The sequence below is a fragment of the Gordonia sesuvii genome (genome assembly GCF_036350415.1).
GTDB classification, from domain to species: Bacteria; Actinomycetota; Actinomycetes; order Mycobacteriales; family Mycobacteriaceae; genus Gordonia; species Gordonia sesuvii.
Genome location: NZ_JAZDUF010000001.1, coordinates 436,878 through 459,988 on the forward strand (window position 1 = coordinate 436,878; position 23,111 = coordinate 459,988).

Annotated in this window: 24 protein-coding genes; 12 read left to right on the forward strand and 12 right to left on the reverse strand. The window is 68.1% G+C overall.

Going from position 1 to position 23,111, the window contains the following annotated elements:
• Nucleotides 1-21: 21 nt before the first annotated feature.
• The 4 genes from rsmA to VZC37_RS01995 all read right to left on the reverse strand — a co-directional run bounded on the left by rsmA (nucleotide 22) and on the right by VZC37_RS01995 (nucleotide 3,949).
• Nucleotides 22-927 (reverse strand): 16S rRNA (adenine(1518)-N(6)/adenine(1519)-N(6))-dimethyltransferase RsmA, encoded by a 906-nt coding sequence (gene rsmA / locus VZC37_RS01980; RefSeq protein WP_330431677.1) that lies wholly within the window; start codon nucleotides 925-927, stop codon nucleotides 22-24.
• Nucleotides 891-2,012: a resuscitation-promoting factor gene (locus VZC37_RS01985; RefSeq protein WP_330430739.1), complete on the reverse strand. Its 1,122-nt coding sequence runs from the start codon at nucleotides 2,010-2,012 to the stop codon at nucleotides 891-893. Before VZC37_RS01985 ends, rsmA begins: the two co-directional genes overlap by 37 nt.
• Before the next feature lie 153 nt (nucleotides 2,013-2,165).
• Nucleotides 2,166-3,110, reverse strand: a complete 945-nt coding sequence (locus VZC37_RS01990; RefSeq protein ID WP_330430740.1) for a TatD family hydrolase — start codon at nucleotides 3,108-3,110, stop codon at nucleotides 2,166-2,168.
• Nucleotides 3,107-3,949: a PhzF family phenazine biosynthesis protein gene (locus VZC37_RS01995; RefSeq protein ID WP_330430741.1), complete on the reverse strand. Its 843-nt coding sequence runs from the start codon at nucleotides 3,947-3,949 to the stop codon at nucleotides 3,107-3,109. Before VZC37_RS01995 ends, VZC37_RS01990 begins: the two co-directional genes overlap by 4 nt.
• 280 nt (nucleotides 3,950-4,229) lie before the next feature.
• On the opposite strand from VZC37_RS01995, the gene VZC37_RS02000 reads away from it, so the two are divergent.
• From VZC37_RS02000 to VZC37_RS02030, 7 genes are all read left to right on the forward strand, one after another.
• The gene (locus tag VZC37_RS02000; protein WP_330430742.1) at nucleotides 4,230-5,144 is read left to right on the forward strand and encodes an oxygenase MpaB family protein; all 915 of its coding nucleotides are present in this window, start codon (nucleotides 4,230-4,232) and stop codon (nucleotides 5,142-5,144) included.
• Between the two features lie 222 nt (nucleotides 5,145-5,366).
• The gene (locus VZC37_RS02005; protein ID WP_330430743.1) at nucleotides 5,367-6,068 is read left to right on the forward strand and encodes a GntR family transcriptional regulator; all 702 of its coding nucleotides are present in this window, start codon (nucleotides 5,367-5,369) and stop codon (nucleotides 6,066-6,068) included.
• Between the two features lie 78 nt (nucleotides 6,069-6,146).
• Nucleotides 6,147-6,857 carry an HAD family hydrolase gene (locus VZC37_RS02010; protein ID WP_330430744.1) on the forward strand — a complete coding sequence of 237 codons (711 nt, stop codon included), beginning with the start codon at nucleotides 6,147-6,149 and terminating at the stop codon, nucleotides 6,855-6,857.
• The gene (locus VZC37_RS02015) at nucleotides 6,854-9,208 is read left to right on the forward strand and encodes a glycoside hydrolase family 65 protein (protein ID WP_330430745.1); all 2,355 of its coding nucleotides are present in this window, start codon (nucleotides 6,854-6,856) and stop codon (nucleotides 9,206-9,208) included. The genes VZC37_RS02010 and VZC37_RS02015 overlap by 4 nt, the downstream gene beginning before the upstream one ends.
• Nucleotides 9,209-9,238: 30 nt before the next feature.
• Nucleotides 9,239-10,816 carry a methionine--tRNA ligase gene (gene metG / locus VZC37_RS02020; protein WP_330430746.1) on the forward strand — a complete coding sequence of 526 codons (1,578 nt, stop codon included), beginning with the start codon at nucleotides 9,239-9,241 and terminating at the stop codon, nucleotides 10,814-10,816.
• The gene (locus tag VZC37_RS02025) at nucleotides 10,813-12,012 is read left to right on the forward strand and encodes an aminodeoxychorismate synthase component I (RefSeq protein ID WP_330430747.1); all 1,200 of its coding nucleotides are present in this window, start codon (nucleotides 10,813-10,815) and stop codon (nucleotides 12,010-12,012) included. Before metG ends, VZC37_RS02025 begins: the two co-directional genes overlap by 4 nt.
• 9 nt (nucleotides 12,013-12,021) lie before the next feature.
• Nucleotides 12,022-13,323, forward strand: coding sequence for a helix-turn-helix domain-containing protein (locus tag VZC37_RS02030; protein WP_330430748.1), 1,302 nt, complete (start codon nucleotides 12,022-12,024; stop codon nucleotides 13,321-13,323).
• On the opposite strand, the gene rsmI is transcribed toward VZC37_RS02030, so the two are convergent.
• Nucleotides 13,223-14,122 (reverse strand): 16S rRNA (cytidine(1402)-2'-O)-methyltransferase, encoded by a 900-nt coding sequence (gene rsmI, locus VZC37_RS02035; protein ID WP_330430749.1) that lies wholly within the window; start codon nucleotides 14,120-14,122, stop codon nucleotides 13,223-13,225. The two genes, VZC37_RS02030 and rsmI, sit on opposite strands and share 101 nt — an antisense overlap.
• A 38-nt stretch (nucleotides 14,123-14,160) precedes the next feature.
• On the opposite strand from rsmI, the gene VZC37_RS02040 reads away from it, so the two are divergent.
• Entirely contained in the window at nucleotides 14,161-15,762 is a 1,602-nt protein-coding gene (locus tag VZC37_RS02040) for a dolichyl-phosphate-mannose--protein mannosyltransferase (RefSeq protein ID WP_431309303.1), read from the forward strand.
• Nucleotides 15,763-15,795: 33 nt separating this feature from the next.
• Here the strand turns inward: VZC37_RS02040 and VZC37_RS02045 are convergent, their stop codons facing one another.
• The 5 genes from VZC37_RS02045 to VZC37_RS02065 form a co-directional block, all read right to left on the reverse strand.
• Nucleotides 15,796-16,212, reverse strand: coding sequence for a GntR family transcriptional regulator (locus VZC37_RS02045; protein ID WP_330430750.1), 417 nt, complete (start codon nucleotides 16,210-16,212; stop codon nucleotides 15,796-15,798).
• On the reverse strand, nucleotides 16,176-17,402 hold the full coding sequence (locus VZC37_RS02050) for an arginine deiminase (RefSeq protein WP_330430751.1): 1,227 nt from the start codon (nucleotides 17,400-17,402) through the stop codon (nucleotides 16,176-16,178). The genes VZC37_RS02045 and VZC37_RS02050 overlap by 37 nt, the downstream gene beginning before the upstream one ends.
• A 45-nt stretch (nucleotides 17,403-17,447) precedes the next feature.
• A complete protein-coding gene (locus VZC37_RS02055; protein ID WP_330430752.1) occupies nucleotides 17,448-18,677 on the reverse strand; it encodes an MFS transporter in 1,230 nt (409 codons plus the stop codon).
• 102 nt (nucleotides 18,678-18,779) lie between these two features.
• Nucleotides 18,780-19,226 (reverse strand): redox-sensitive transcriptional activator SoxR, encoded by a 447-nt coding sequence (gene soxR, locus VZC37_RS02060; RefSeq protein ID WP_330430753.1) that lies wholly within the window; start codon nucleotides 19,224-19,226, stop codon nucleotides 18,780-18,782.
• A 111-nt stretch (nucleotides 19,227-19,337) separates the two neighbouring features.
• Nucleotides 19,338-20,195 carry a universal stress protein gene (locus VZC37_RS02065; protein ID WP_330430754.1) on the reverse strand — a complete coding sequence of 286 codons (858 nt, stop codon included), beginning with the start codon at nucleotides 20,193-20,195 and terminating at the stop codon, nucleotides 19,338-19,340.
• Between the two features lie 135 nt (nucleotides 20,196-20,330).
• Here VZC37_RS02065 and VZC37_RS02070 point away from each other — a divergent pair, with 135 nt between their 5' ends.
• A complete protein-coding gene (locus VZC37_RS02070) occupies nucleotides 20,331-20,660 on the forward strand; it encodes a hypothetical protein (RefSeq protein ID WP_330430755.1) in 330 nt (109 codons plus the stop codon).
• Nucleotides 20,661-20,687: 27 nt separating this feature from the next.
• Here the strand turns inward: VZC37_RS02070 and VZC37_RS02075 are convergent, their stop codons facing one another.
• Together VZC37_RS02075 and mrf are read right to left on the reverse strand one after the other, a co-directional pair.
• Complete coding sequence (locus VZC37_RS02075) at nucleotides 20,688-20,939, reverse strand: type B 50S ribosomal protein L31 (RefSeq protein WP_330430756.1); 252 nt, start codon at nucleotides 20,937-20,939, stop codon at nucleotides 20,688-20,690.
• A gap of 2 nt (nucleotides 20,940-20,941) precedes the next feature.
• Nucleotides 20,942-22,306, reverse strand: a complete 1,365-nt coding sequence (mrf, locus tag VZC37_RS02080; protein WP_330430757.1) for a ribosome hibernation factor-recruiting GTPase MRF — start codon at nucleotides 22,304-22,306, stop codon at nucleotides 20,942-20,944.
• 97 nt (nucleotides 22,307-22,403) lie between these two features.
• Here mrf and rpmB point away from each other — a divergent pair, with 97 nt between their 5' ends.
• Genes rpmB through rpsN form a run of 3 tightly spaced genes read left to right on the forward strand, consistent with a single transcriptional unit; the run spans nucleotide 22,404 to nucleotide 23,109 of the window.
• A complete protein-coding gene (gene rpmB / locus VZC37_RS02085) occupies nucleotides 22,404-22,640 on the forward strand; it encodes a 50S ribosomal protein L28 (RefSeq protein WP_330430758.1) in 237 nt (78 codons plus the stop codon).
• Nucleotides 22,640-22,804, forward strand: a complete 165-nt coding sequence (gene rpmG / locus VZC37_RS02090) for a 50S ribosomal protein L33 (RefSeq protein WP_330430759.1) — start codon at nucleotides 22,640-22,642, stop codon at nucleotides 22,802-22,804. The genes rpmB and rpmG overlap by 1 nt, the downstream gene beginning before the upstream one ends.
• A complete protein-coding gene (gene rpsN, locus VZC37_RS02095; protein ID WP_330430760.1) occupies nucleotides 22,804-23,109 on the forward strand; it encodes a 30S ribosomal protein S14 in 306 nt (101 codons plus the stop codon). The genes rpmG and rpsN overlap by 1 nt, the downstream gene beginning before the upstream one ends.
• The last annotated feature ends 2 nt before the right edge of the window (nucleotides 23,110-23,111 follow it).

Here is a 23,111-nt window from a genome sequence, read left to right on the forward strand (position 1 = left end):
GGTGGGCGGGAGGAGCGGCGCTCAGGAATGCGCGGTCGCGGCAAGCCGGACGAAACCGTCGACGTCGAGTCGCTCGCCACGGAGACCGGGATCGATGCCGGCGGCCCGCAGCCGCCGTTCCGCCTCGACGGGACTGCCCGCCCAGCCGGCGAGTGCCGAGCGCAGCGTCTTGCGCCGCTGAGCGAATGCGGCGTCGATGACCCTGAAGACCTCGTTGCGGACCGACGGATCGGCAGAGTGGGTGGTGGTCCGATCGATCCGGACGAGCCCGGATTCGACCTTCGGTTCGGGCCAGAACACGTTGCGTCCCACGGAGCCGGCCCGCCGGACCGTGCCGAAATAGCGGGCCTTGACGCTCGGCACCCCGTACACGCGACCACCCGGCCCGGCCGCGAGGCGATCCGCGACCTCGGCCTGGACCATCACCAGAGCCGTGGCGATGGTGGGGATCTCGGCGAGGAGGTGCAGCAACACCGGAACCGCGACGTTGTAGGGCAGATTCGCCACGAGCGCGGTCGGGGCGGCCGGTAGGTCGGACCGGACCACCGACAGCGCGTCGGCTGTCACGACCTCGAACCGTGGCGCCTGCAGCGGCGCGAACTCCTCGACGGTGGCGGGTAACCGCGCGGCGAGAACGGGGTCGATCTCGACCGCGATCACCCGACCGGCCGCGCCGAGCAACGCCAGGGTGAGTGACCCCAGTCCGGGCCCCACCTCGAGGACCACGTCGTCGGGGCCGACGCCCGACTCGGCGACGATCCGACGCACGGTGTTGCCGTCATGGACGAAGTTCTGGCCGAGGGTCTTGGTGGGCCGGACGCCGATCTCTGCTGCGAGCGTTCGGATCTGCGCGGGTCCCAGGAGGCGCGGCGGGTCGTCCGGTGTGTCGCTCAGCGGAGTCCCAGCTTCGACGAGCAGGACGGCCAGGCGCCCCAGCCCTGAGCGGCCTGGGTCTTCTTGGCGATGGCGATCTGCTCCTCACGGGTGGCGAGATCCGCGCGCGGGGCGTACTCCGTGCCGCCCCAGCGCTCCCAGGTGTTCTGGTCGAACTGGACGCCGCCGAAGAAGCCGTTGCCGGTGTTGATCGCCCAGTTCCCGGTTGCCTCGCACTGCGCCAGCGAGTCCCAGACCGACCCGGCCGGAACGAACGGGGCACCCGGCTTGGTACCGATCCGAACGGTCGCCGCGACCGGCTCGGTGAGCACCTCGGAATTGATCTTCTCGCGCTTGACGACCTTGCCGTTCACCGTCGTGATCGAGTACGTGACACGGGCCTCACCGGGCTTGCCCGGCTTCAGGACCACCTTGCGGTCGCGGACCAGGGTGGGGTCCTTCTTCTCAATCTCCGGCGGGGCGACGTCCTCGGTGACGGTGGAGTCCTCGGTACGGATCCGGGTCACCTTGATCCGCATGTCCTCGGTGACGGGCGTCTGCGCCGCCGGGACGACCTCGTCGTCGCCGGCGAGGGGGTTGCCGGCTTCCTCGAGCAGGTCGGCGACCGTCTTGGCCGCGATGACCGGCCGCGAGCGATCCCCGCCGTCGACCAGGGTCACCTGCTTGGGCGTGGTGACGTCGACGACCGCGCCGTCGACCGGCAGGGCGTCGCGGGCCGCGAAGTTGAGTTCCATGGCGCTGTCGGAGAGTCCGTGCTCGGCGAGCAATCCGTGGACGTCGATCGCGGTGGTCTCGATCGTGCGGGGTGCGCCGTCGACCTCGAGATCGACTTCTTTGAGACGGTTGAACGTGATGTTCTGGCCGTCAGCGACGCCGGAGTCCAGCGAGGGCGACACGTGGTCGCCTGCCTCGGGTTCGAATCCCTGCGAACGCAGCACCGAGTCCACCGACATCGCCATCGTCGACACCTGCTGCACATGACCGTCAATGGTGAGTTGAACGTTCTTGTGCATGGCGATGCCCATGATGCCCCCTGCGGTCAGGGTGGCCAGGACGGCTCCGACGGCCACCCGCGCGCGGGTCGATTTCGAGTTGTTGATGCGGGCGAGAACAGACAAGACGGAACATCCTGGTCGGGGACAATTGCGTCCGCGCTGCGATCACCAGCGACCCCGGACACCCCCTGGCAATGCGCCTGATGCGCTGCCCGTCTCGGCCGGAATCGCTGCCCCCAGGCAGCGGGATCACAATACGATAACGAACAGGCGTGATTACTGCAAAGGTAACCGGTAGACCCGACGAGCGTTGTCGCCCAGGATCTGCGCCATCTCCGCGTCGTCGACGCCCCGGACCTGCGCGAGTGCGCGCGCGGTGTACGGAAGGACATAGGACTGATTTGGCTGGCCGCGGTAGGGATGTGGCGTCAGGAACGGCGCGTCGGTCTCCACCAGGATCTGGTCGTCCGGGACGATCCGCGCCGCGGCACGCAGTTCGGCCGCATTCGCGAAGCTCACCGTCCCGGCGAAACTGAGGATGTACCCGCGCTCGACGCATTCCTGTGCAACGTTTTGGTCACCGGAGAAGCAGTGCATGATCACGGTCTCCGGCGCGCCCTCGTCGGCCAGGATGTCCAGGAGGTCGCGGTCGGCCTCACGGTTGTGGATCATCAGGGGTTTGCCCACCCGCTTGGCGAGGTCGATGTGCCAGCGGAAGGCCTCGGCCTGGACCTCGGGGCTCGCGCACACCTCGGACCGGCCCGGCCAGTAGTGATCGAGACCGGTTTCGCCGACGGCGACGACCCGCGGATCGGCGACCATCTCCTCGAGTTCGGCCTTCGCGGCGTCGTCGAGTTCGGCGGCGTGGGTGGGATGCAGGGCGACGGCCGCGAAGGCCCGCGGATCCCAGTCGGCCGCCGCCATCGCCCACCGCGCATCGACCATGTCGTCGGCGACGGTGATCACCTGCGCCACCCCCACCGCGCCCGCGTGGTCGAGGATCGCGCGTACCGCCTCCGGGTCGCGGCCACCGCACGCGGCGAGATGGGTGTGCGCGTCGACGAGGCCGGGCAGTGGTGTCGGATCGGGCGGCGGCTCGCGACGACGACGCTTGCGGGCCGCCTTGTTGCTCTCGGTCTCGGAGTTGCTCTCGGTCTCGGAGTTGCGCTCGGTTTCGCCGCGCGCGTGCGCGACCGCTTCGGTGCCCCCTGACTCGCTCACAGCTCCACTGTGCCAGCGATGACCGTGGTGGCCACGCCCCCCACCCAGATGTCGGTGCCGTCGTCGGCGATGTGCACCCGGCCCGATCTGCCGAGCGCGGTGCCCTGCGCGGCGACATAGGCGGCCGGCACCCGACCGTCGCGCCGCAGCCACACCGCGATACCGGCGTTCAGACTGCCGGTGACCGGGTCTTCCGGGATGCCCTGACCGGGGACGAACGCGCGAACCTCGAAGGTGACCTCCGGTTCGTCGGGCAGTCCGCCGGAGTAGGGGCCGACGAGGCCCACCTCGTGGTGGCCCAGCGCGGTCATGTCGGGCTCGACCTCGAGGACCCGATCACCCGAGCTGAGCAGCAACGCCATCCACTCCGGACCGTTGGCAACCCACTCCGCGGCGACGACCTCGTCGAGGTCGAGCCCGAGCGCGCGGGCGACATCGACCACCGTCGCCTCCTCGACCGGGCCGGAGCGGGTCCGCGGTGGGGCGGCGAACGACAGCCGACCTGCCTCGGTGCGGATCGGCACCAGGCCGACCCCGCATTCCTGCACGATCCGCTCCCCCTTGGCCGTGCCGCCGGCCTCCAGCCACGCGTGCGCCGAACCCAAGGTGGGATGGCCGGCGAACGGCAGCTCACCGGCGGGCGTGAAGATCCGCAGACGATAGTCGGCATCGGGATGGGTCGCGCGAAGCACGAACGTGGTCTCGGACAGATTCGTCCACCGCGCGAATGCGGCCATCTGATCGTCGGTCAGGCCGTCCCCGTCGATGACGACGGCGACCGGATTGCCGGCAACCGGAACCGACGAGAAAACATCCACCTGTGCGAAACGGCGAGTCATCGGTCCATCCTCGCCGCCGCGGGTCGTCTGACCAACCGATTTCTCGGCCCCTGCGGGACACCACCATGTTTCAGATTTCATATATGAAACAGATGCGGTAGGTTCAACATGCGTTGCGGGTCACAGTCACGGTCGGGGTGACTGTGCGGGCGGGGGCCGCAAGAGCTGGAGAAGCGATGGCGTTCGCGATGCCCGCCGCCGAGACGTGAGCTGCGTGGACCAGACGCGGTGACACGCTCGGAGCCGTCAGCGGTCATCATCCACGGAAAGGCGGAAACTCATGCCCACGAGTTACCTTCCCCCCATCGAGCAGACGACGCCGGTACTGACCACGGCGCAGACCCGGATCGAGATCTCGGGCCGACGGACGCGGACCACGAGCACACGCAAGCCGGCGCGCATCCAGGAGGCGGTCGACTTCTGGGCCTTCGCGGGCGCCGCGTCCAACGTGGTGATGCAGCTCGGCTGGCCCGAGGTGGCCTACGGGGTCATGGAGAGCAAGGTCGAATCCGGCGCGCTCATGTCGCACCCGTGGAAACGTGCGCGGACGACGGCTCAATACCTCGCGATCGCCATCCTCGGCGATGACGCGGAGAAGGCGGCGTTCCGCGATGCGGTCAACGCGGCCCACCGCCACGTCAAGTCCGACGAGCAGAGCCCGGTCAAGTACAACGCGTTCAACCCCGAGCTGCAGATGTGGGTCGCCGCATGCCTGTTCGTCGGTATCGAGGACACCCATCAACTCCTCCACGGCGTCATGAGTCCCACCGACGCCGACGAGTTCTACCAGTCCGCCAAGACCCTCGGCACCACATTGCAGGTGCCCGAGGACATGTGGCCCGCGACACGCGCGGAGTTCGATCGATTCTGGAACATCGCCTGCCAGCGGGTCGTGATCGATGATCGGACCTCGGATTTCCTCAACGATCTCGTCGACCTGAGGATGATCAATCCGCTCATCCGGCTGCCGTTCCACAATCTGCTCCGCTTCCTGACCATCGGCACCCTGCCGCCGCTGTTCCGCGACCAGCTGGGTCTGGAGTGGACTCGCAAGGACCAACGGCGCTTCGAGCGCCTGTTCCGGCTGGTCTCCGGCGTCAACAAGGGGCTGCCGAAGTCGATCCGGTTCGGGAGCAGCCGCATGCTGGTACGCGATCTGCGGTACCGCATGAAGCACGACCGGGCCATCGTGTGACCTCGGCGGGGGATGGTGTCGGGTCGGACGGATCATTCCGACGGCGCGACCGACACTGACCGAGATGGTCGCCCTCGAGCGGCCCGGGAAAGTACGGTTGATGCGGCGGCGTCGTCTCGCCCGCGGTGGTCCACCCCGCCGCCTCCGACGATGCGCGGCGCCACATCACAAGTGAAAGAGAACCACTGTGCACGACGATCACCTCGACGGACCGGGTCCGGTATGAGCCGCGTCTCGCTGCGCCGCACGCAGCTCACCGACGAGGTCGCCGACTACCTGCGCAACCGCATCATGACCGGCGGTCTGCGCCCGGGCGAGTACATCCGACTCGACGACACCGCATCTGCCCTGGGGTGCAGCGTGACCCCGGTGCGCGAGGCCCTGGTGACCCTGCGCGGCGAAGGACTCGTACGTTCCTCCCCCCACCGGGGATTCATCGTCGAGCCGCTCAGCCGTGGTGACATCGTCGACATCTTCTGGATGCAAGGCGAACTCTCGGCGCGATTGGCAACCCACGCCGTCGACAATCCGGAACTCGGGACGCACCTGGCCAAGATGCAAACCATCGTCGACGCGCTCGAGGCGGCGGTCGACGGCGAGGACGACGCCCAGGTGCTCAACCGCGAGTACGCGTTCCACCGGCAGGTCAACATCGCGGCCAACAGCAAGAAACTCGCCTGGTTCGTCTTCTCGGCCAGCAAGTACAACCCGTATGACCTCTACGCCCGGGATCCGGAGTGGGGCCGGGAGGCGGTGGCCAGTCACCGGCGCCTCATCGGCTATCTGCGGACAGGCGACGCACGAGCGATCCGCGAGGAGATCCACACCCAGTTCGCGGACGCCCGCGACCGCCTGATGTCCCGCCTGGAGTCCATCGGATTCTGGGACGACGCGGAGGCGGACGCGACCCCTTCCTCCGCGTGAGCCGACCCGTCGCTGCCGTGTCGTCGAATACCCGCGCATGGCGCGCCAGTAGTCGCTCGGGCAGGTAGCGTTCGGGGTGTGTTGGGATTGCCAGAAGCCATTTCGGTCGCCCTCTTCGATCTCGACGGTGTGTTGACGTCGACCGCCGTCCTCCATCGCAACGCGTGGAAGCAGGCGTTCGATGCGTACCTCTCCGAACGGGATCCCAAGAACTGGGTCCCGTTCACCGAACAGGACTACCTCGACTACGTCGACGGTCGACCCCGCGAAGACGGTGTGCGCGCTTTCCTGCACGCACGCCAGATCGACGACGTCGATCCGGAGACCGTCACCGCCATCGGCTCCGGGAAAAACGCGCAGTTCGTCGCGACTCTCGACGCGCAGGGTGTCGATCCGTATCCCGGATCGGTGCGATATCTCGACGCCGCCAAGGAATCCGGCCTGCGCATCGCGGTCGTGACATCGTCGAAGAACGGAGCAGCAGTGCTGGATGCGGCCGATCTCACCAAGTACGTGGAAGCGCGCGTGGACGGACTCGACATCGTCGACCGTGGGCTACGGGGCAAACCCGCGCCCGACTCGTTCCTGTTGGGCGCCGAACTGATGGGGGTGACGCCTGACAACGCGGCCGTGTTCGAGGATGCGATCTCGGGCGTCGAGGCCGCTGTCGCAGGGAAGTTCGGCTACGTCGTCGCCATCGACCGTGTCGGCGGTGGCCAGGCGGACGCGATGCGCGCTGCGGGTGCGGATCTCGTCGTCAACGATCTCGACGAGTTGGTGTCCGCATGAGCCCGGGGGCCGCCGACCACGGCTTCGACATCCATCCGTGGCAACTGCGCTGGCGTGGCGTCGACGTCGACATGCTCGGACGAACCGAGACCCTCTTCGCGCTGTCCAACGGTCACATCGGACTACGCGGCTCATTCGAAGAGGGCGAGCCGATCGATCACCCGGGCACCTATCTCAACGGCTTCTACGAGCTGCGTGGTCTGCCGTATGCCGAAAGCGGCTACGGCTACCCGGAATCCGGGCAGACGGTGGTCAACGTGACCGACGGCAAGATCATCCGGCTCCTCGTCGAGGACGAGCCGATGGATCTGCGCTACGGCCGCACGGTCGAACACGAACGGGTGCTCGACTTCCGCACCGGAACGCTGCGGCGGCACACCCTGTGGACCTCGCCGACCGGTCGCACCGTCCGCATCCGTTCCGAGCGGCTGGTGTCGTTCACCAAACGGACCATCGCCGCGATCCACTACGAGGTGGAACCCGTGGGCGAGGACATGAAGTTGGTGTTGCAGTCCGACCTGCTGGCCAACGAACCGGTTCCCGCGCCCGGTAACGACCCGCGTCTGGCGGCTGCGCTGGACTCGCCCCTGGTCTCGGATCTCGCGACCTGCCGCAACTACTGGGGCATGCTGGTCCATCACACCAAGAAATCGGGCCTGCACATCGCGGCGGGCATGGACCACGAGATCGAATTCCCGGACAAGGCCGACGCATTCATCCGCGCCGACGCCGACCTGGCCCGGCTCACGGTCGCGGCGAACGTGCCGCAGGGCACCAAGCTGTCGTTGACCAAGTACATGGGGTACGGGTGGTCGGCGCGCCGCTCGGTGGACGCGTTGCGCGCCCAGGTCGACGCAGCGTTGGCGATGGCGATGGAAACCGGTTGGGAGGCACTGAAAGCCGACCAGATCAACTACCTGGAAGATTTCTGGCGCCACGCCGATGTCGAACTCGACGGCGACCCGGAGCTACAGCAGGCGGTCCGGTTCGCACTGTTCCACGTCCTGCAGGCGGGTGCCCGCGGCCAGTCGCGCGCCATACCGGCGAAAGGTCTGACCGGCCCGGGATATGACGGCCACACCTTCTGGGACACCGAGAGTTTCATCCTGCCGATGCTGACCTACACCGTGCCCGCCGCCGCGGGCGAGGAACTGCGCTGGCGCCATGCGACGATGGACAAGGCCAAGAGCCGCGCCACCGAACTCGGCCAGCGAGGTGCGATGTTCCCCTGGCGCTCCATCAACGGCGACGAATGCTCGGGCTATTGGCCCGCGGGTACCGCCGGTGTGCACGTGAGCGCCGACATCGCGAACGCCACGGCCCGATATCTGCGCGCCACCGACGACGAACAGTTCGAAACCGAGTGTGGCGTCGAGTTGCTCGTGGAGACCGCACGACTCTTCGCCGGCCTCGGCCATCACGACGTGAACGGCAAGTTCCGCATCGACGGGGTCACCGGCCCGGACGAGTACACAGCCGTGGTGAACAACAATGTGTTCACCAATCTCGCTGCGCAACAGAATCTTCGAGACGCGGTCACGGCGGTGCACCGCCGCCCCGACCTGGCCCGTGAACTCGGCGTCACCGACGCGGAGGCGGCGCACTGGGAGTCCTGCGCCGACGACATGTCGATCCCGTTCGACGACGCGCTCGGCGTCCACCAGCAGTGCGAGTCGTTCACCCTGCTCGGCGCGTGGGACTTCGAGTCGTCGGTGGGTCGCTATCCGCTGCTGCTGAACTATCCCTACTACGACCTGTACCGCAAGCAGGTGGTCAAACAGGCCGACCTCGTCTTCGCGATGTACATGTTCGGATCGTCGTTCACCCCCGAACAGAAACTGCGCAACTTCGACTACTACTACCCGCTGACCGTGCGAGACTCGTCGTTGTCGGCGTGCTGCGAGGCGGTCGTCGCCGCCGAGGTCGGCTACCTCGACCTGTCCTACGACCTCATGTGCGAGTCGGTCTTCACCGACCTGCACGACCTGCACAGCAACGTGTCGAGCGGTCTGCACATCGCGGCGCTCGCCGGCGCGTGGACCGACCTGGTGGCCGGATTCGGCGGGATGCGTGACTTCGGTGGGAACATCACGTTCGCGCCGCGCCTCCCGAGCCGGCTCACCTACCTGTCGTTCCGCATCATGGTCCGGGAATCGAAGGTGGTCGTCGCGATCGACCGGGAGTCGGCGACCTACCGGCTGCTCGAGGGTCCGTCGATCGACCTCGCCCACCACGGCGAGAAGTTCACCCTCGACGACTCACATCCGGTCACCAAGCAGATCCCGGAGATCCGCAAGCGGGACGCGCCGAAGGCGCCGCCCGGCTGCGAGCCGTACCGCCGGATCGACTGATCATCCCGGCCAAGTATCCTTGGCGGCACCATGACGGACCCGACCCGCACCGAATCCGCTGATCACGCCTCGCACGGCGCAGGCGAGCCGTACTACATCACCACGGCCATCGCCTACCCCAACGGGGCACCGCACATCGGCCATGCCTACGAATACATCTCGGCCGACGCCCTCGCGCGGTTCAAGCGGCTCGACGGGTACGACGTGCGTTTCCTCACCGGCACCGACGTGCACGGTCAGAAGATGCAGCAGACCGCGGTCGCCGAAGGCGTCGACACCGCCGATCTCGCGAACCGCAACTCCGACCGGTTCCAGGCGTTGCAGGTGCGGCTCGGGTCCAGCTTCGATCGCTTCATTCGCACCAGCGACGCCGACCACAAGCGGGCGTCGGAGGCGATCTGGCAGCGCATGTCCGACGCCGGCGACATCTACCTGGACACGTACTCCGGGTGGTACGACGTCCGCGACGAGACCTTTTACGCCGAGGCCGACACCTCCGTCGATGCCGACGGCAACCGCGTCGCCTCTGACACCGGCCACGTGGTGACGTGGACCGAGGAACAGACCTACTTCTTCCGGCTGTCGGCCTACCAGGACAAGCTGCTCGAACTGTTCGAGACCCATCCGGAGTACCTGGGCCCGGACGTCCGACGCAACGAGATCGTCAGCTTCATCAAGGGCGGCCTCACCGACCTCTCGATCTCGCGCACCACCTTCGACTGGGGCGTCCCGGTCCCCGGCCACCCCGAGCACGTCATGTACGTGTGGGTGGACGCGCTCACCAACTATCTGACCGGGATCGGCTTCCCTGACGACACCACGACCTTCGAACGCTATTGGCCCGCCGATCTGCACATCATCGGCAAGGACATCATCCGGTTCCACTGCGTCTACTGGCCGGCCTTCCTGATGAGCGCCGGTATCGAGTTGCCGAAACGCGTGTTCGCGCACGGATTCCTGTTCAACCGCGGGGAGAAGATGAGCAAGTCCGTCGGCAACGTCGTCGACCCGGACGTGCTGATCGACGAATTCGGCCTCGACCCGGTCCGCTACTTCTTCCTGCGCGAGGTGTCCTACGGGCAGGACGGGTCGTACTCGGCCGAGGCGATCATCAGCCGGATCAACGCGGACCTGGCCAACGAGTTCGGCAACCTCGCCCAGCGCACCCTGTCGATGATCGGCAAGTACTTCGACGGTGTCGTCCCCGCCCCCGGAGATCTGACGGCCGAGGACGAGGCGCTCCTCGCGCAGGCCGCCGGGCTGCTCCCCCGGGTGCGCGACCACTTCGACGCGCAGCAGATCCACCTCGGACTCGAGGCCATGTGGTCGGTGCTCGCCGCGACCAACCGCTACATCTCGGCGCAGGAACCGTGGAAGCTCGCGAAGACCGACCTCGACCGAACCGCGACCGTGCTGTACGTGTGCGCCGAGGTGGTCCGGGTGGTCGCACTGCTCGTGCAGCCGGTCATGCCCACCGCCACCGGCAGGCTGCTCGACCTGCTCGCCGTCGATCCCGAGCGGCGTCAGTTCACCGCGGTCGACGACCGTCTCGTCGCCGGTACCGCTCTGCCCAAGCCGTCGCCGGTCTTCCCCCGCCACGAGGCGTGACCGCTCCGGCGCTCGACGTCCTGCGTGCCCTGCACGCCCACACCGTCGCGGCCGGATTGCCGCCGCCGGCCGCCCTGGTTGGCGACTGGTGGGACGCCGACGCCGTCATCGCACCGTCGATCCGGCTCCGACCCGGTTTCGCACCGCCCGACGATCCGGATCGGTACTGGTTCGGCTACCTCGGATTCCCGGTGCGCGCCGGCGACACTCCCCTGCCACCTGCCGTCGGCGGGCTCACCGACGAGATCCTGGTGCTGCGCGACGGGCACTGGAGTCACCGTCACGTCGACGGATCCGGTTGCGCACCATGGATTCAGCGCGCGCTCGAGGAGCCTGTCCCGCCGGGTTCGGCGTCCTGGTCCGCGAGCTGGCGGGAACCGAGCCGCGAGCCGCATCTGGCCGCAATCGAGAAGTGTCTGGCCGCGATCCGAGCGGGTGAGGTATATCAGGCCTGCCTGTGCACCCGGTTCAGCGGGTCGATCCGCGGCGAGCCACTCGAGTTCTTCGGCGACATCACCGGACGCACATTGCCGGCGAAATCGGCCTTCTTGCAGGGTGACTGGGGTTCGGTGGCCAGCTTCTCACCGGAATCGTTCCTGCGCCGGACCGGCAATCTCGTGTCGTCGGCACCGATCAAGGGAACGTTGCCTGCCGATGCCCCACCAGAACTCCTGGCCGCCTCGACCAAGGACGTCGCCGAGAACGTGATGATCGTCGACCTGGTCCGCAACGACCTCGGCCGGCTGGCGCGCACCGGGTCGGTTCGCGTCGCAGACCTGCTGTCGGTGGTGCCCGCCCCCGGTGTGTGGCATCTGGTCTCGCGGGTCGAGGCGATCGTCGACCCCACCGTCGGCAACACCGAGATGCTGCGCGCCACCTTCCCGCCCGCGTCGGTGACCGGGACACCGAAACTGCGGGCGATGGAGCTGCTGGGCGACTGGGAGGAGTACCCCCGCGGCGTGTACTGCGGCGCCATCGGCATGGCCGGACCGGGCCGCGCGCTCGATCTCAACGTCGCCATCCGCACGGTCACCCTGACCCCGTCCGGCGCCGCGACGCTCGGCGTCGGCGGCGGGATCACCATCGATTCCGACCCCGACCGCGAATGGCAGGAATGCCTCGACAAGGCCGCGAGCATCGTCGGCGTCACCGGTCATACGAATGGTCGATCCGGCGAATCGGGCGTTCTGCGGTAACATCGGAGGATGCGACGATCCATACTTCCAGGTACGGAAGGCTCCGGATCGGTCTGCAGTCGGGGTGATCGGTCCGCTATCGAGGTCACAGCCGAGCTGCCTGCACCGACCGAGCGCACCGAGGTCCTGGCGTCCTGGCAGCGTGCCAGTGACGCGGGCGCGGCGGCCGACAGGCACGCACCGTTTCATCTCGATGCGACCGAGATCGACATCAGGCGAGACAGCAATCCGCTGGGCGACGGTGCGGAGCGGCTTCAACGGGTGTTCGCCGACACCACCGACGACTCCGAGCTGATGATGGGCGTCTTCGACTCCGACGGCGTGCTGCTGTGGCGCGGCGGCACGCAGCGCTGGCTCGAGGTCGCGGACACACTCGAACTCATCGAGGGCAGCAGGTGGGATGAGGCATCGACCGCCACCACCGCCGTCAGCCTGGTCATGACCGACCATCGGTCGACGCGCGTCGTCGGCGCCGAGCACTACAACCACGCGCTGCACTCGCTGTACTGTGCCGCCGCACCGATCCATGACCCGCGCACCGGCGCCCTCACCGGCATCGTCGGACTGTCGGGCCCCGCGTCCGCGGTGCAGCCGTCGTCGACGGCATTCGCGACGAGCATGGCCGCCCTGGGCGAGCACGAGATCGCCGCCGCCCACGCCCGATCGCTGGCCGAGCTGCGGCGGAGCGCCGGAGCCAGCCTCACCGGCATCCGTGGGCCGGCCCTGTTGGTGGACCGCGACGGCTGGGTGGCCGACAGCCGCGGGTGCACCGCCCCGAACGCGGTGGCCGCTCCGGTGGAGGGCACCCCGCAATTCGTCCCCGGGATCGGCAGCTGCGTCGCCCAACCGGTGGGCGTCGGCTGGCTGCTGCGGCGGGTCGGTCCGGCGAATCCGATCGTCGCCGAGCTCGACCTGCGCGGTGAACCGTCCCTGACGGTGGCCGGCGACGGCGACGAATGGCGGACGGTGCTCACCCGCCGCCACGCCCAGATCCTGCTGCTGCTGGCCGAGGCGTCCGACGCAGGACTCACCTCGGCACGTCTGAGTCGGCTCATCTTCGGCGACGCCGGTCACGTGGTGACGGTGCGCGCCGAGATGTCGCGTCTCCGGCGTGCGGTGGGCGCGCTGATCACCAGTCGGCCCTATCGACTCGCGCCCGGCGTGACCCTGCACGTCGCCGCCGACCACCTGGCCGGCGAAGCACCGGACCTCATCGGTCCGAATGTTCCCGACGCCGCGCCAGCACCGCTTGATAGACCTCTCGTCGGGAAGCACCGCCGTCCCGCGTCACCTGTGCACACGCATCCTTGAGCCCCATCCCGTCCGCGACGAGCTGCTCGACCTCCTCGACGAGATCCTCGGCGTTCGCCGTCCGGCGGGTCTGTCCGGCGACGACGACGGTGATCTCCCCGCGCACGCCGTCGGCCGCCCACGCGGCGAGTTCGGCGAGGGTTCCGCGGCGGACCTCCTCATAGGTCTTGGTCAACTCCCGGCACACGGCCGCCCGCCGGTCGGCCCCCAACACCTCGGCGGCAGCGGCCAGGGTGTCGGCGAGCCGATGGGGCGATTCGAAGAACACGGTGGTGCGGGGCTGGTCGACGAGACCCGCCAGCCAGTCGCGACGCGGACCGGGTCGGCGCGGCGCGAACCCGTCGAAGCAGAAGCGCTCGGACGGCAACGCGGAAACCGCGAGCGCGGTCGTCACGGCGGAGGGGCCCGGCAGGCAGGTCACCCTCAGCCCGGCGTCGGCGCAGGCGGCGACCAGTTTGAAGCCCGGATCGCTCACCGACGGCATCCCGGCGTCGGTGATGAGCAAGACGGTGGCTCCGTCGGAGATGGCGTCCACCAGGCCAGGAGTGCGGGACGCCTCGACCTGGTCGTAGTAGCTGACCAGCTTGCCACCGATCGCCACCTCCAGGGACGCGGCGAGACCCCGGGCCCGCCGGGTGTCCTCGGCGGCGACGATGTCGGCCGACGCCAGGGCGACACGCAGGCGCGGTGAGGCGTCGTCGGACTGCCCCATGGGGGTCGCCGCGAGTACGAGGCACCCCGCTGTCTCGCGGCCTGCCGGATGCTCCATTGCCTCGACGGGCGGTCGTGACGAGTTCATCGCCAATCAGCTTACGAGGGCCAACTACGATCGATCGGGTGACCGACTCCGCCGTCCTCGACCGACCATCGTCAGGGGACGATCTCCCGGCACGGTCCGATCGCGGTCGCGCCGAGGATCTGGGTACGTCTCCGGCGCCGGAGATCCCGAACCCCGTGTTCGGGCCGGCCGACCGGTTGCGCGGACTGCTCGTCGGGCTCGTGATCGCCGCGATCGCGACCGTCACCCGCCTGTGGGGGCTCGCCCGCCCCACCGACCAGGGCACCCCCGTCTTCGACGAGAAGCACTACGTGCCCCAGGGGTGGCAGGTACTCACCGGCGGTAACTGGATCGAGGACAATCCCGCCTACGGCCTGGTCGTCCACCCGCCGGTCGGGAAGTGGCTCCTGGCCGCGGGTGAGGCGATGTTCGGCTACGGCCCGGTCGGCTGGCGGATCACCCCGGCGATCGCGGGCATCGCGATCGTCGTGATGATCTACTGCGCAGTGCGTCGGATGACGCGCTCCACACTGGTCGGCGCTATCGCCGGGGTGTTCGCGATCTGCGACGGGGTGCTGTTCGTCCAGTCGCGGATGGGGATGCTCGACATCTTCCAGGCGGCCTTCGTGGTGGCGGCCTTCGCAGCGTTGATCGCCGACCGCGATCAGGTTCGTGCCCGGATGCACCGCGTCTATGTGGAAGGACGGATCGGCGACAGCGACTTCGGGCCGCGGCTGGGCTTTCGCTGGTACCGCTTCACGGCCGGCGTGATGCTCGGCCTGGCATGCGGCACCAAGTGGTCGGGCGCCTATTTCGTCATCTTCTTCGCGCTGCTCGCGGTCGGTTTCGACGTCGCCGCCCGCAAGGCGTATCACGTCCGCCGCCCGTGGCTGGGGACGTTGCGACGCGATCTGGTGCCGGCCGGGATGAGCCTCGGGGTGATGCCGGTGGTCATCTACTTCGCCACCTTCATCCCCTGGTTCACCAGTGAGACCGCCGTCTACCGCTACGAGGTGGGCAACCAGATCGGCGTGGGTGGGCCGTTCGCGTGGGTCCCGGGCGTGTTCCGGTCGTTCTGGTTCTACGAGTCGGGAATCCTGGAGTTCCATTCGGGGCTGACCAACTCGGCGGGCAATCAGCATCCGTGGGAATCGAAGCCGTGGACATGGCCGATGAGCCTGCGTCCGATGCTGTACGCCATCGAGAACGGCCCGGACCAGTGCGGTGCCGGCGAGTGTGTCCGGGCCCAAATGCTGATCGGCTCGCCCGCGATGTGGTGGCTGGCGCTGCCCATGATCGGGTGGGCGCTCTGGTCGTGGATGGTGCGCCGCGACTGGCGATATGCCGCCGTGGCGACCGGCTACCTGGCCGGGATTCTGCCCTGGTTCGCCGACCTGGACCGCCAGATGTACTTCTTCTACGCCACGGTCATGGCGCCGTTCCTGGTCATGGGGCTGGCGCTGATGTGTGGTGACGTGTTGCGAACCGCGGGTCGAACCGCACGCTCACGCCCGGAGCGACACACCCTCGCGGTACTCGCGGTTGCCATCTACGTGGCGCTCGTGGTGGTCAACTTCATCTGGTTGTGGCCGATCCTCACCGCGAGTCCGATCTCCCCCGCGCAATGGCAGCAGCAGATCTGGCTTCCGAGTTGGGGGTGACGCGGCAGGTCACCCCTGACTCGCGGCGCAGAGTCAGGACCTGATCACCCGCTGCACCAGTGCGACGATGGTGCGGTCGTCGATGCCCAACGTGCGCATTGCCGCGACGTGATCGACGGTCGCCTGCTGGGCATGGTCGAGCGCCGCATCGCGGCCCGCCTTGATGAACGAGCCATGCCGCCCCCGGGTCTCGATGACGCCCGCCGCCTCCAGTTCGCGATAGCTGCGGGCCACCGTGTTGGGCGCGATGTCGAGGTCGGCGGCCAATTGGCGAACCGTCGGGATGCGTTGGCCCACCAGCAGTTCGCCGCGCCGGACGAGGTCGATGATCCCGCTGCGCACCTGTTCGAACGGCGGCGGCCCATCGGCGTCGAGGGTGAGCAGGCCGGCCAGGTCGACAGCGTGTCCGGGTGTCAGAGTTCGTCCCTCGCCAACGGGCAGGACATGCATCGGGGGCCGCCGCGTCCGGAACCGAGTTCGCGGCCTTCGATCTCGAGCACCTCGATACCCGAATCGCGCAGCCGTCGGTTGGTCTCCACGTTCCGGTTGTAGGACACCACCACCCCCGGCGCGAGCGCGAGGGTGTTGTTCCCGTCGTCCCACTGCTCGCGTTCGGCGGTGATCGGATCGAGGCCGGTGTCGATGACGCGGAGTTTCTCGATCTGCATCGCCTCGGCCGCCGCATCGACGAACGGGCGGGAACCCGTCACCGACACACCGTCGTCGACCTTTCGCAGGGTGAACGCCGACATCGTCTCGGCGATGTTCGGATACATCACCACGGCGTCGACGTCGACCATCGTGCAGACGGTGTCGAGATGCATGAACGCGCGGGCCTGCTCGATCGGCACGGCGAGCACCGTGTGTGCCAGGCCATCGTCGAAGAGGCTGCGCGCCAAGGCTTCCGCACCGGCGGGCGTGGTGCGCTCGCCCACCCCGACGGCCACGACGCCCGGTGCGAGGAGCAACACGTCGCCACCCTCCACCGGCGCCACCTGTGATTCGTAGGCGCGGCGGGCACCGATGAAGCGTGGGTGATGTGCGTAGATGAGGTCGGTGAGTGAGGTCTCGCGGACCCGCGCCGGCAGTGCGAGTGAGGTGATGGCGAAACGCGGGCCGATCCAGAACGAGCTGTCGCGGGTGAACAGCAGGTTCGGCAACGGTTCGATGGCGAACTCGGGCCCGTGGTGCATGCGGCGCACCAGCGACGACGACGCGGCCGCAGGTGTCAACGGCAATTCGTCGAAGGTCATCCCGGCCATCAGGACATGCGCGAGTTCGGCTGGTGGCAGCGAGCGGAGGTGACCGGCGAGATCGTCGGCGAGGTGGGACCCCAGACGACGCGGACTGACCGCCGCGCCGATCCCTTGGATACGCGCAGCGCCGCTGTGCTCGATGGTCTCGGCGAGCAGGTCACCGAGGAGGTAGACGTCGACCCCTTTGTCGCGCAGCACATCAGCGAAGGCGTCGTGTTCCTCTTGCGCGCGCTGCACCCAGGGAAGCCCGTCGAAGAGCAGCTGGTCGTTGTTGCGTGGTGTGAGACGCCGGAGTTCGTCGCCGGGACGATGCAGCATGACGGCCCGCAACCGACCGACCTCTGACGTCGATCCGAGCGAATATCCCGCCGCAGCAGTGTTCATGGGCCAACGGTAGTCGGTTCCTGAGGATCGCACCCGGGTTGTCGTTCAGTCCGGCTCGGTCGTGTCGCGATCCACCTCGGTGAGGTGCGGGCCGCTGCCGACCACTGCTGGGGCCGTTTCGGCGGCGAACGACCACATCGCCAATGCCACCGCGGCCACGATCCCGGTGAGCGTGAAGGCCCAGCCGAATCCGGCGCGGTCGGCGACGAAGCCGACCACCACCGGCCCACTGACCGCACCCAGGTCCGACGACATGCCGTACGCGGCGAGCGCCGACCCGCCCTGCTGCCGATTGCCCAGCACGTCGGCCAGCGCCGCCTGATGGGTGGGGGCGAACAGGCCTGATCCGATGCCGGCGACCACGCAGAGCAGCAGCACCACCACGAAGTTCGATGCGAGCCCGAGGACTGCCGTGGACACCGCGGCGATCGCAAGTCCCGGCAGCATCACCCGTCGTCGCCCATAGGAGTCCGACAGTCGGCCGGCCACCACGATGGCGGCGACGTTGCCCGCGGCGTAGACCGCCAGCGCGATGCCCGCCATCGCCGGACCCTCGTCGAGCCCATCGGTGATGAACAGCGGGACCACCGCGACGCGGACACCCATCGACGACCAACCCTGGGTGAAATTGGACGTGAGGATCGCCCGGTAGGTGCTGTTGCGCATCGCGGTCCGGAACGAGATGACACCGGCCTGCGGCGCTGCGCTCGGGTCCGGGCGTCCACCCTGGTCGCGCAGCTGGGTGGCGACGACGGCGGCGGCGATGATCAGCGCGATCGAGTAGACGACGAACGGCATCCGCAGGCCGAAACCGACCAGGGCACTGCCGATCAGCGGTCCGGTGATGCTGCCGATGAGAAAGCCAGCGGAGAAGAATCCAGACACGCGCCCGCGGATCTCGGCGGGCGCCATGCGGATCAGCAACGCCATCGCCGAGACGGTGAACATCGTGGACCCGACGCCGCCGGCGGCCCGGAACAGCAACAGCTGCCAGTATCCCTGCGCGAAGGCACAGGCGAAGGTGCTGCCCGCGACCACGAGCAGACCGATGAGGTAGATGCGCCGTTCCCCGAAGATCGTGACGAGACGGCCGGTGGCGGGCGCGAAGAGCAGCCGCATCACGGCGAAGGCAGAGACGACGGCCGATGCGGCGGTGAAACTGACGTTGAAGCTGCGGGCGAATGCGGGCAACGCCGGGGCGATGAGTCCGTATCCGAGTGCGATGACGACGTTGGCCGCCAGCAGGACCCAGATGCCGCGAGGGATCTGCCTCACGGTGCCCGTCGCATCGGTTCGCTGTCTGTCCCCATGATGACCCGAGCCTATCCACCCTGCCCGACGCGCTCGCCGCGGGCGGGTAGCGGGGCTGGCGAGCTGTCAATCGCGGATGAGCCGGCGCGGTCCCGGGCCGAGCTTGTTCATCTCGTCACCCGGGTTGAGCAGATGACACTCCCCCAGCGACAGGCAGCCGCAGCCCACGCACGACCCGATCATGTCGCGCATGTTCTCCAGCAGGGCGATGCGATTGTTGAGGTCGTCGATCCATCGCTTGGACGCGGCCTCCCACATCGACTTCGGCGGAGACTCGTGATCACCGAGTTCGGACAGCACGTCGGCGATCACCGCCAGCGGGATACCCGCGGCCTGCGATGCCCGGATGAACGCGACCCGACGCAGCATGGCGCGGTGATACCGCCGCTGGTTGCCGGACGTCCGCCGACTGAAGATCAACCCCTGGTCCTCGTAGAAGCGCACCGCCGACGGCGCGATCCCCGCGCGTTGCGCGAGTTCACCGACGGACAGTTCGAGCTTCTTCAGCGTCACGCCACCATGGTAGGCGACTTCAAGCGAACTTGAACTCGCCCACCGTCACCCTCCGATCCCCGAGGAGACCCGGAGCCTGCGGAGGGTCGTCACGAAGGGCCCCCTCTCAGCTCACTCCCGCACCACCATGACCGGGCACTCCGCCTGGTGCAGGATCTTCTGGCTGGTCGAACCGAGCAACAACCCGGTGAAGCCGCCGCGTCCGCGGCTGCCGACCACGATCAGCTGGGCGTCGTCAGCCGCATCGAGGATGGCCTTGGCCGGCTCCTCCGGGATGACCACTCGTTCGACGACGACGTCGGGGTGATCGGCGCTGTAACCGGCCAGCCGCTCGGCGACCGCTTCCACGGCGTCACCCGACATCCGGGTCACCTCGGCCGGCTCGATGCCGTATCCGTGCAGGGCGTCGACGTCGAGAGGCGTCCAGGTGTGCACGGCGACCAGCTTCGCATTGCGCAGCGCGGCCTGGCGGAACGCCTCGGCCACCGCGGCATCACTGACGGGCGAGTCGTCGACGCCCACCACCACCGGTCCGTCGCCGCCCGAACCGGCCACGACAACGACACGGCCGTGGAAATGCGCGGCGACGCTGATGCTGACCGACCCCAGGAAGAGGCCCTTGATCGACCCGAGCCCGCGAGTGCCGAGCACGATGGTGCCCGCGTCCTTGCCGAGTTCGAGCAGCGCACGCGCAGCGTCACCTTCGGCGGTCGAGGTGTGCAGCGTCACGTCGGGTGCGGTCTGCTTGGCGAGTTCGGCCGCCGCGTGCACGGCGTCGACCGCGTCCTGCTTGATCGCGTCGACGACATCCTGCGGGATGATCAGTCCCGGCGCGTAATTGCTGGTGCTGATGTCGTACACGCCGACCAGCTTGAGGTCGACACCTTCGGTCACCGCAGCCCTGGCACCCCAACGCACTGCCGCGTCCGAGGCATCCGATCCGTCCACACCGACGAGAATCGCGCTCATCTCGGTCCCACTCCTCACTCGTCTCGGTCTTCTGATCCTCACTTTCATCCTGCCCTTGTGATGCCGACCCGGCAATGAGCAAAAGGTCCCGGTCACAGCCGTATTCGCACCGAGTAGGGTGGAGTCGAGGTGAACATGATCAATCACGAACACGACACGACCGAACACCGCGTGCCGGTGGGGCGGGCTCCCGAACTACGCCAGGCGGTGATCCACGGCATCGTGACAATCGCTGCGGCGCTTGTCATTCTGTGGATCGCAGGGGTGTCCGATGGCGGCGTCCGGGTGGCCTTGATCGTTGCGGCGCCGATCGTCGTCCTGATCGGCGCGCTGGCTGCGTTGTGGCGGACCTACCGGAATTGGCGGGGCAACGGGCGCTGGCAGATCTGGCAGGGCGCCTCGTGGTTCCTGCTGGCGATGTTCATCTTCTTCTTGTCCGGAATCGGTCCGGTTCTCTCGTCGTGAGCCGCCGCGCCCTGCACGTTTATCGGGTCAGCGTTTCAGATTCGGATACCGGCGATTGAACTTCTCCACGCGACCGGCGACGTCGCGGACGCGCGCCACGCCTGTGTAGAAGGGGTGCGACTCGCTCGTCACGTCCACCGTGATCCGCGGATAGGTGTTGCCGTCGGTCCATTCGACCCGATCATCGGAGGTCGCGGTGGATCGGGTCAGGAACTGCGAGCCGGTCGACGCATCACGAATGATGACGACGTGGTAATCGGGGTGGATGTTCTTCTTCATTATCAGGCCTCTCGGTGGTCGGTGTTGTCGATGATCTGCAGGGCGTCGACGGCCTCCACCCCGGCCGGGTCGAGATCGTCGCACGGGTCGGCATGAAAGAGACCGAACGGATCCTCGAAGCTCGCCCAGAACTCCTGTCCGGCAGCGAATTCGACCTCGTTCACACACGCGCCGCGGAGCGCGTTCTGGATGTCGGCTGCCTCGGCACGGTGGACCAGGGCAACCAGCGACGTGTGCCGGTCGCCGTACTCCTCATCCCATCGCAGCGCACCCATCACGCGGCGCTCGTGTGAGATCTGCGCCAGCTGCGACTCGTCCATCGCAGCCAGCCAACGACCGCCCGCCGCGACCTGCAGTGCGCCTCCGGCCGACTCGAGCCACAGCGCTTCCTCATGCTGGGTCGCGAGCCAGATCCGGCCCCGCGCACACACCACGCCGTCGAGCAGCGCGTCGATGGCGTCATGCAACCGCTCCGGGTGCATCGGCCGGTCGGAATGAAACTCCACCCAGGACACGCCGCAGTCGGCGTCCAGCGGCGGCTCGCCACGCAGCAACGGGTCGTGGGGCGCGTCGATGCGTCCCCGACGCGCCGTCGGCGCCACCGCGGCGAGCAGGCGCTCGACCAGGACGGACGTCATCGGCCGCTGGGGCAGTTCCATCATGATCGGCGCGTGCGGCGCCAGGCGTTTCAGGACGGCGGTGAGACGGGCGGACTCCCACGCGTCGCGCAGCGCCGGGTCGCAGCCGGCGACGACGAGCGCATCGGCGAACGAGGCCTGGGCGACCGCCACCTGAGCCAACGTGCGGTCGTCGTCGACGTGCAGGAACCCGGCCTCCACCAGGCTTCCGTCGCCGGTCGCCGACTCGAGCCAGTCCTGTTCTGCGACACAGGCGATGGTCGCGTCGATCCGGACGTCGCGGGACGCGGTGCCGTCGACGAAGCCGGGCATGCCCTCGACGATGACCTCCTCGATCGCCCACGCGATGCGTTCGGGCTCGAGGATCGGGTCCAGGGTCACCACGATCCGCCGCACCGTCGACCGGCGATGCAGACGCCGCAGCAGTGGCAGGAGATCCTCGCGCAGTGTGCAGGACACGCATCCGTGGGCGAGTTCGATGCCCAGCGTCCGCTCACGCCGGCGGCCATCGGGATCGACCCAGCTCATCCTCCGCGAGACCCTGCCGTCGCCGACGTGGGTGAGGTCGTGATGCACGAGCACGGTGCCGGACGAGGCACCCTCACCCACGAGTGCATCACCCGCCCGTCCGACCGCCGCCGAATCCAGACCGGTCACCAGGACGACCGGCGTCCGATCGTCGCGTCCCACGTTCTCACGGGACCGCCGGCCTTCTCCTGCGTCGTTCACCGTCCACCACCTTGTTGGCATTGATTTCCATTTGAGCGATCTCGACGGTACCGTGACACGAAAGTTAACGCCAATCGTTTTCAATAAGGAGGTGCGCATGTCTCAACGGTGTCAGGTGACGGGTCGTGAGCCCGGCTTCGGCAAACAGGTGTCCCATTCGCACAAGCGCACATCGCGGCGTTGGAACCCCAACATCCAGCGGCGGCGCTACTACGTCCCCGGCGAGGGCCGTTACGTGACCTTGCGGGTGAGCGCGAAGGGAATCAAGACCATCGACAAGCTCGGCATCGAGTCCGTGCTCGCGACGATCCGAGCACGTGGAGAGAAGGTCTGATGGCCCGCAACGAGATCCGCCCGATCATCAAGCTCCGTTCGACCGCGGACACCGGCTACACCTACGTCACGCGCAAGAATCGCCGCAACGACCCCGACCGCATGGTGCTCCGCAAGTACGACCCGGTCGTCAGGCGCCACGTCGACTTCCGAGAGGACCGCTGATGGCCAAGAAAGCCAAGATCATCCGCAACGAGCACCGCCGCGAGATGGTGGCCAGGCACGCCGCCACCCGCGCCGAGCTCAAACGCATCATCGCCGCGCCGACGTCGACCCCGCAGCAGCAGGCCGACGCCCAACGCCGGCTGCAGCGGCTGCCGCGCGACGCGAGCCCCACCCGCCTCCGCAACCGCGATGCCGTCGACGGACGACCCCGCGGCTACATCGGTAAGGCCGGTTTGTCGCGCGTCCGCTTCCGGGAACTCGCGCATCGCGGTGAGCTGCCCGGCATCCAGAAATCCAGCTGGTAGAC

What these genes read in the sequence shown, in the direction of transcription:
- VZC37_RS01995 (WP_330430741.1), bottom strand. Translation starts at nt 3,949, where the DNA reads ATGACTCGCCGTTTCGCACAGGTGGATGTTTTCTCGTCGGTTCCGGTT.
- VZC37_RS02000 (WP_330430742.1), top strand. Translation starts at nt 4,230, where the DNA reads ATGCCCACGAGTTACCTTCCCCCCATCGAGCAGACGACGCCGGTACTG.
- VZC37_RS02005 (WP_330430743.1), top strand. Translation starts at nt 5,367, where the DNA reads ATGAGCCGCGTCTCGCTGCGCCGCACGCAGCTCACCGACGAGGTCGCC.
- VZC37_RS02015 (WP_330430745.1), top strand. Translation starts at nt 6,854, where the DNA reads ATGAGCCCGGGGGCCGCCGACCACGGCTTCGACATCCATCCGTGGCAA.
- metG (WP_330430746.1), top strand. Translation starts at nt 9,239, where the DNA reads ATGACGGACCCGACCCGCACCGAATCCGCTGATCACGCCTCGCACGGC.
- VZC37_RS02030 (WP_330430748.1), top strand. Translation starts at nt 12,022, where the DNA reads ATGCGACGATCCATACTTCCAGGTACGGAAGGCTCCGGATCGGTCTGC.
- rsmI (WP_330430749.1), bottom strand. Translation starts at nt 14,122, where the DNA reads ATGAACTCGTCACGACCGCCCGTCGAGGCAATGGAGCATCCGGCAGGC.
- VZC37_RS02045 (WP_330430750.1), bottom strand. Translation starts at nt 16,212, where the DNA reads ATGCATGTCCTGCCCGTTGGCGAGGGACGAACTCTGACACCCGGACAC.
- VZC37_RS02050 (WP_330430751.1), bottom strand. Translation starts at nt 17,402, where the DNA reads ATGAACACTGCTGCGGCGGGATATTCGCTCGGATCGACGTCAGAGGTC.
- VZC37_RS02065 (WP_330430754.1), bottom strand. Translation starts at nt 20,195, where the DNA reads ATGAGCGCGATTCTCGTCGGTGTGGACGGATCGGATGCCTCGGACGCG.
- VZC37_RS02070 (WP_330430755.1), top strand. Translation starts at nt 20,331, where the DNA reads ATGATCAATCACGAACACGACACGACCGAACACCGCGTGCCGGTGGGG.
- VZC37_RS02075 (WP_330430756.1), bottom strand. Translation starts at nt 20,939, where the DNA reads ATGAAGAAGAACATCCACCCCGATTACCACGTCGTCATCATTCGTGAT.
- rpmB (WP_330430758.1), top strand. Translation starts at nt 22,404, where the DNA reads ATGTCTCAACGGTGTCAGGTGACGGGTCGTGAGCCCGGCTTCGGCAAA.
- rpmG (WP_330430759.1), top strand. Translation starts at nt 22,640, where the DNA reads ATGGCCCGCAACGAGATCCGCCCGATCATCAAGCTCCGTTCGACCGCG.
- rpsN (WP_330430760.1), top strand. Translation starts at nt 22,804, where the DNA reads ATGGCCAAGAAAGCCAAGATCATCCGCAACGAGCACCGCCGCGAGATG.